The sequence below is a fragment of the Ferruginibacter sp. genome (assembly GCF_014377975.1).
Classification (GTDB): domain Bacteria; phylum Bacteroidota; class Bacteroidia; order Chitinophagales; family Chitinophagaceae; genus Ferruginibacter.
Genome location: NZ_JACMOO010000118.1, coordinates 1 through 6798 on the forward strand (window position 1 = coordinate 1; position 6798 = coordinate 6798).

Genomic DNA, 6798 nt, shown 5'->3' on the forward strand with positions numbered 1-6798 from the left:
ATCGTCCGGTTAATGCCCCATTGGGTTCCAAATGCCCCCCAGCTGTTTATAAATTGCTGTTTTGCTTCATCCAGTTTCATAAAATGAAATTACGGCTTAATATTGAACTTTCAGTAAATAATGAAAGTATATAAGTATGATTTTTTCAGGCTCAGTTAGCTCAATGTTATAAGCGCATACTTTTATATCATCCTTTTGTACAGTATTATAAATAGGAGACGATGATAGTTGTTTACAACTTATCATACATTGATCAATTGTATTTATTGTAAAAAAACTCCTCTCCACAAATCTTCATTAATAATCGTAATCAAAAGGATACCTTTTTTAATTCTGAAGTTTTGTAACCCATCAAAAAAAATTACTAACGCTGAAAATATATTTATAAAATAGAAAAGTCTTTCCCATTCAGGAAAGACTTTCTTAAAGTTCATAATAAATATTTATACTAACATAGTAACCGGATTTTCCACAAACTTTTTTAAAGTCTGTAAAAATGCAGCGCCTACAGCGCCATCTACACTTCTATGGTCGCAACTTAGGGTAACTTTCATTACGTTGGCTGTTTCAAATTTGCCATTGCGGCTTACAACGGTTTCTTTAATTTTTCCAACCGCTAATATGCAACTGTCCGGCGGATTAATAATTGCCGTAAACTCTTCAATATCCATCATACCGAGGTTGGAAATGGTAAATGTGTTGCCACTAAATTCATTTGGCTGCAGTTTTTTATCTTTTGCTTTTGCATACAATTCCTTTGCAGCTGCTGCTATTTGCGACAATGATTTTTGATCAGCAAATTTTATCACCGGCACAATTAAACCTTCCGGCAAAGCCAATGCAGAACCAATGTGTATGTGGTTATTTTTTCTGATAAAATCGCCCATCCAACTGCTGTTTACATCGGGGTGTAAACGAAGGGCTGCAGCACAGGCTTTAATGATCATATCATTAAAAGAAACCTTTACAGGACTCACTTCATTTATTGCAATGCGGGCAGCCATGGCATTATCCATATTCAACTCCATAGTTAAATAAAAATGCGGTGCCGTAAACATACTCTCACCTAACCTGCGTGCAATAACTTTACGCATTTGTGTAAGTGGTACATCGGTGTAGGATTCAGTTGATGGTTGATAGTTGATGGTTGATGGTTGTGCACTTGCCGTAGCAATTGTTGTCTGTGGTCTGTCGTCTGTGGTCTTCTCTTTGTACCCTTCAATATCACTCTTCGTAATTCTACCACCATCGCCGGTGCCACTTATTTTACTAATATCCAAGCCTTTTTCAGCAGCTATTTTTTTAGCCAATGGAGATGCTTTTATTCGGCCATCGGTATTATTTACGGGTTGTGGGTTATTGGTTTCTGGTTGCGGGGTTGTTGTTGGGGGTGCTGCCACAGTCGTCGGTTGTCCGTTGTCGGTCGTCTGCTTTGTACTATGTTGTCCTTCGTCCGTTGTCTTAACACTTGCTGTTGTACCTGCTGCACTGTCCATTGCTTTCTCTGCTGCTACATAAGCAGCTACATCAGTTCCTGCTTTACCTACAATGGCTATGATCTGGTTTATTTTTGCTGCTTGTCCCGCCTCTACACCAATGTATAACAGTGTACCTTCTTCGTAGCCCACCACTTCCATGGTTGCTTTATCCGTTTCTACATCAGCCAGTACATCATCAGCTTTCACAATATCTCCTACATTTTTATTCCATGCAACAATTTTGCCTTCCGTCATGGTATCACTCAACAAAGGCATTCTAATTTCTTTTGCACCTTCGGGAAGTGGGACGAGTTGTGGGTTAGTCGTCTGTTGTCCATCGTCCGTCGTCTGTTTAATCGTCTGTTGTCCATCGTCAGCGGTCTTCTCAGTGGTCTGCGGTCCATCTTCCGTGGTCGGCTTTGCCTTCTCATCATCCAACAATGCTTTATAATCTTCCCCTTCTTTACCTACAATGGCAATGATCTGGTTAATTTTTGCAGCCTCACCTTCAGGTACACCAATGTATAAAAGGGTTCCATCTACATAACCGTTTACTTCCATCGTGGCCTTGTCTGTTTCCACATCAGCCAATACATCATCAGCTTTTACTTTATCACCCACTTTTTTATTCCATGCCACAATCTTTCCTTCCGTCATGGTATCGCTCAGCAGCGGCATCCTTATTACTTCTGCCATAATTGTTTTTTATAAATATTGAAATTCGAAATTAATGTAAAAAAAATAAATATTTTTTGCCCGTTGATTTAAGTTCAGTTTAATAATCAATTTCAAGCCTTAGTCTGTCTTTTAATTCCTTTATTAATGGATATTTTACAATCATTAACTCATACTGCTGTTTTGATGAAAGGGTTTTTTTATCATCTTCAGGCATTGCTTCCGGCTCAATAATTTCTATAGAATATTTGAGCAGTTTATTACCAAAGTATTTTTGCATGTATGGAATAAGACTTGATCTCTCCATTTCAATGAAACGTTGTTGTAACACACCTTCCGTAACAACTGTAAAATTAAATTCATTGTCTATTCTTAACACGGCCATTTTAAACTGTGTTACAACAGGATATTTTTTTTCGGAGAACAGGGTTTCAGTATAATCTGTCCAGGCTTTTAGCAGGTTGGCATCCGTTAATTCCAATAATCTTTCTTCCTGTTTTGTTTCAAGTAATAACCTTGCCCGTATTTTTTCGAGCGAACCAAAACCTGATCTTTTTTGAACAGGTGCAATAATTTCTTTTGTAATTACCACGGGTGGAGGGGCTGGTATTTCTTTTTTTATAAAAAGAGCAGCTTCTTTAACCACAGGCTTTTTTTCTGGCAGCGGTGCAGCCGGAGTTTCTTTAATTTTAATGAAAGAAATTCCTTTAAAAGAAACAGGTTTTGAGCTGTCAACTAATTTTTTTTTTACCAGCATTTCATTTGTTCCTTCACTAAATTCTACAGCCTGGTTTAAATAGCAAAGTTTAATCAATGCCATTTCCACACACAATCTTTTATTGCGGGCCTGTTTGTAATTTAACGCAGCTTCATGGGTTGTATTGAGGGCAGCAATCATCCAGTTTGCCGAAATTTCTTTTGCAGCCTGTAAATATTTGTCCCTAAAATCTTCAGCAACTTCCAATAAAATGGCAGCTTTTACATCTTTACTTACAAGCAGGTTTCTAATAAATTCTATAAAGCCTTCTAAAAATGTATCTCCTTCAAATCCTTTTTGGTTTATATCATCAAACAATAAAAGTGCATCACTCAGTTTTTGATCTGTAGCAAATTGTAACAGCTTAAAAAAGTAATCTTCGTCAAGTATATTTAAATGCTCAAGCGTGTTGCTGTAGGTTAACTGGCCACCTGTAAAACTGACAATTTTATCCAGTATACTCAATGCATCTCTCAAACAGCCTTCACTTTTTTGAGCAATTACGTGAAGCGCAGCATTATCCGCAGTTGTATGTTCTTTGTCACATATTTCCCGAAGATGTTCAACGGTATCGTTGGTAGTAATCCGCTTAAAATCGAATATTTGGCAACGGCTTAATATGGTAGGTAATATTTTATGTTTTTCTGTTGTTGCCAATATAAAAATGGCATAGGGTGGAGGTTCCTCCAGTGTTTTTAAAAAAGCATTAAAGGCAGATGCACTTAGCATATGAACCTCATCTACAATATAAACTTTATAATCGCCGGCCTGTGGTGCAAAACGTACCTGGTCCACCAGGCTTCTAATATCATCTACCGAATTATTGCTTGCTGCATCCAGCTCATGAATATTTAAAGAAGAACCGTTGTCAAACGATACACAACTGTTACAGGTGTTGCAGGCTTCACCATCTGCTGTTTTGTTGAGGCAGTTAATGGTTTTTGCAAGTATTCGGGCACAGGTTGTTTTTCCAACACCTCTTGGCCCGCAAAATAAAAATGCATGGGCAAGCTGGTTGTTGTTAATGGCGTTTTTTAATGTGGTTGTAATATGCGCCTGCCCCACTACCGTCGTAAAATTTTGCGGTCTGTATTTTCTGGCCGATACGATAAATTTTTCCATAATTGCTAATGACTATTCGTGTGGGCTTGCAGGTTGTGAGTATTTGTGCGAATTTAATTATTGTGGGTGGTAATTTCTAATTTAACTAAAGGATTGGATGGCGTTTAAATTCTTTGCTCCTGTCAAATAAATAACGGTAGGTGCAAAGATTCCTGCTGCGGTGCACATCGCCCAAGCCGGTAGCAATGTTCAGCATTTTAGGGTTAAAGTCGCCAATCCACTGCATTTCATATTCTGTATAAGGACTTGCTGCAGACTGTACATATTTAGCAGATTCACCTATTATGTAAGCATCTACACCTTTGCCATGCCACTCAGGCACTACCCCAAACACCAACCCTGTAAATTTTTTGTTTTTCTTGAATTGCTTTACCCATAAAAATTTTAATTTTTGCAACAGCCCAAATTTTCCATTTAGGTATTTAAACCACTGGTTAAGATCCGGGATATTAATAAAAATAGCAATGGGCTCCCCTTTGTAATATGCGTAATGAAGAATTTTTTCATCCATTACAGGCTTCATTTTTTTAAACATAATGAGCACCTGTTCGTGACCCATTTCTTTTAAGCCGCCATGGCCGGCCCATGCTTTATTGTACACCACGGCAAAATCTTTTGCATATTTCTCAAGGTTATTTTTTTGTAAATGTGCAGCTGAAAAATCCTTATCTGCTTCTATGGCATCGTGGCGGTTCCACATTTTTTTGTCAAGTGGCGATTTTGGATCCATGCTTAAACAAACCTGCTCAAAAAATATTTTAAACCCATAGTTTTCAAACAGGGTTACATAATAAGGTGGATTATAATTCATGCAGTAGAGTGGTTCCATAAATCCTTTTGTAACCATGCCCCACCACCGGTCTCTCTCACCAAAATTAATAGGGCCATCCATTGCCTGCATACCTTGTTGTTGCAACCATTCTTTTGCAGTGTTCAATAATAAATCTGCAGCTGCCTGCTCATTAATACATTCAAAAAAACCAACCCCACCAACGGTTACATCGTCGCCTTTGTTTCGGTATTTTTTATTGATAAATGCTGCTATCCTACCAATCGTTTCTGACGCTTTGTTTTTTAAAATCCAGCGCTGCAGGCTGCCATGCCTAAACGATTTATTTTTTTTGGGATCAAAAACTTCTGCAACATCTTTATCCAAAGGCTGTATCCAGTTAGCATCATTTTTATATATAGAAAGCGGTAATTGGTAAAACGCAGCTTCGTCTTCTGCTGAAGAAACGGGAAAAATTTGCATGTGGTAAAATTAGTAAAAGCAGCTCTTTAGATGGCAGATTTCTTAAGTTCTTTTCTAAGTTGAACAGCAGTTTTTGTTGATCCGTCATGGCTCCAGCCGGGAGGCATAAACAAATATTTTATTTTGGTAGTAAATGAAACCTTTTTCTTTAGGTCGCTGGCCATTCCTTTCCATTCATGCAAAACATGGTTAAACGGATTATGAGGATTATCCAATGGTTTTGTCAAGCCATATTTTACAGGTTCGCCCGGTAACTCATCCTGAAACGTGCCAAACAACCTATCCCAGATAATTAGGCACATACCCATATTTTTATCGAGGTAAACAATGTTGCTTGCATGGTGTACCCGATGGTGCGCCGGCGTTACAAAAACTGCTTCAAACCACCGGGGCATTTTATTAATATATTGCGTGTGAACGAGTATACCATATGTTTGGGTGATGGAATACATAAATACAATATCGAGTGGATGAAAACCCATTAATGCAATAGGTATAAAATACACAAAACGGTAAACAGGCTGTAATACTGATGAACGAAAGCCTGTTGTTAAATTAAATTCTTCCGATGAGTGGTGGGTGAGGTGAACTGCCCAAAAAAGCCGGCAGTAATGATCTATTCTATGCTCAAGATAAAATGCCAGGTCTTCAAAAATGAATAGTAGAAACCAATACAGGTATGGATTTTCAATCTTAAAAAAATGTTGCTCATAGGTCCACATTAGTATGCTCACATAAAAAGCCCAACGTAAAATCAGGTCCAGAGACCCATTCATTAGGGTTAAGTAAACATTTTGTAATACTCCTTTTACTGTGTATAATTTTTTCTCCCCCCAATTGCTCAACAATATTTCAGCACCTATAAAAATAATATAGATGGGCACTGAAAGCAGTAAAAACCATGTTTCCTTAGAGGATTGCATATTTAGTTAGTTACGGGTTTTTCTGTTACGAGCAGGGAGTTAAAGGGTTAAGAAAATTCCCCAGGCAATAATCAAATTTCTTTAACTTTCAATATACGCTTTCTTTTGTCTTTAATCTTGTGTCTCATATCTAATCTACACCGCCATAATTTCAACTTCTTTTGCTGCAAGATGTTTTTCTACTAACACAATGTGCCTGTCTGTTGCAACCTGTGCCGCTGCTTCTGCATCTTTGCATTCATCTTCGCTGGCGCCGTCTTTCTGAAGTTTTTTTATCTGTTCAATGGCATCTCTTCTAATATTGCGAATAGATACTTTGGCATTTTCTCCCTCTCCATTACATTTTTTTACCAGTTCCCTGCGTCTTTCTTCTGTTAATGGTGGTAAAAATAATCTAATAACCACACCATCATTTTGTGGATTTATGCCAATGTTTGCTGCTATTATTGCTCTTTCTATTACCTGTAACATATTTTTCTCCCACGGTGTAACAGAAATCGTACGTGCATCAAGGGTTATAATGTTTGCAATTTGGCTAATCGGCGTGGGACTGCCATAATAATCAGCCACAATACCATCAAGCATTACAGG

Annotated in this window: 5 protein-coding genes; all 5 read right to left on the reverse strand. The window is 37.9% G+C overall.

Annotation, left to right across the window (positions count from 1 at the left end):
* Window positions 1–443 precede the first annotated feature (443 nt).
* Window positions 444–2174 carry a pyruvate dehydrogenase complex dihydrolipoamide acetyltransferase gene (locus tag H7254_RS06905; protein WP_301932274.1) on the reverse strand — a complete coding sequence of 577 codons (1731 nt, stop codon included), beginning with the start codon at window positions 2172–2174 and terminating at the stop codon, window positions 444–446.
* A 79-nt stretch (window positions 2175–2253) separates the two neighbouring features.
* Window positions 2254–4032: a DNA polymerase III subunit gamma/tau gene (dnaX, locus tag H7254_RS06910; RefSeq protein WP_301932275.1), complete on the reverse strand. Its 1779-nt coding sequence runs from the start codon at window positions 4030–4032 to the stop codon at window positions 2254–2256.
* An 85-nt stretch (window positions 4033–4117) separates the two neighbouring features.
* Window positions 4118–5284 (reverse strand): hypothetical protein, encoded by a 1167-nt coding sequence (locus tag H7254_RS06915; RefSeq protein ID WP_301932276.1) that lies wholly within the window; start codon window positions 5282–5284, stop codon window positions 4118–4120.
* Between the two features lie 26 nt (window positions 5285–5310).
* Window positions 5311–6207 carry a sterol desaturase family protein gene (locus H7254_RS06920; RefSeq protein ID WP_301932277.1) on the reverse strand — a complete coding sequence of 299 codons (897 nt, stop codon included), beginning with the start codon at window positions 6205–6207 and terminating at the stop codon, window positions 5311–5313.
* Between the two features lie 135 nt (window positions 6208–6342).
* Window positions 6343–6798: ribosome recycling factor (frr, locus tag H7254_RS06925; RefSeq protein WP_301932278.1), on the reverse strand; the 456-nt coding region annotated here is incomplete at its 5' end.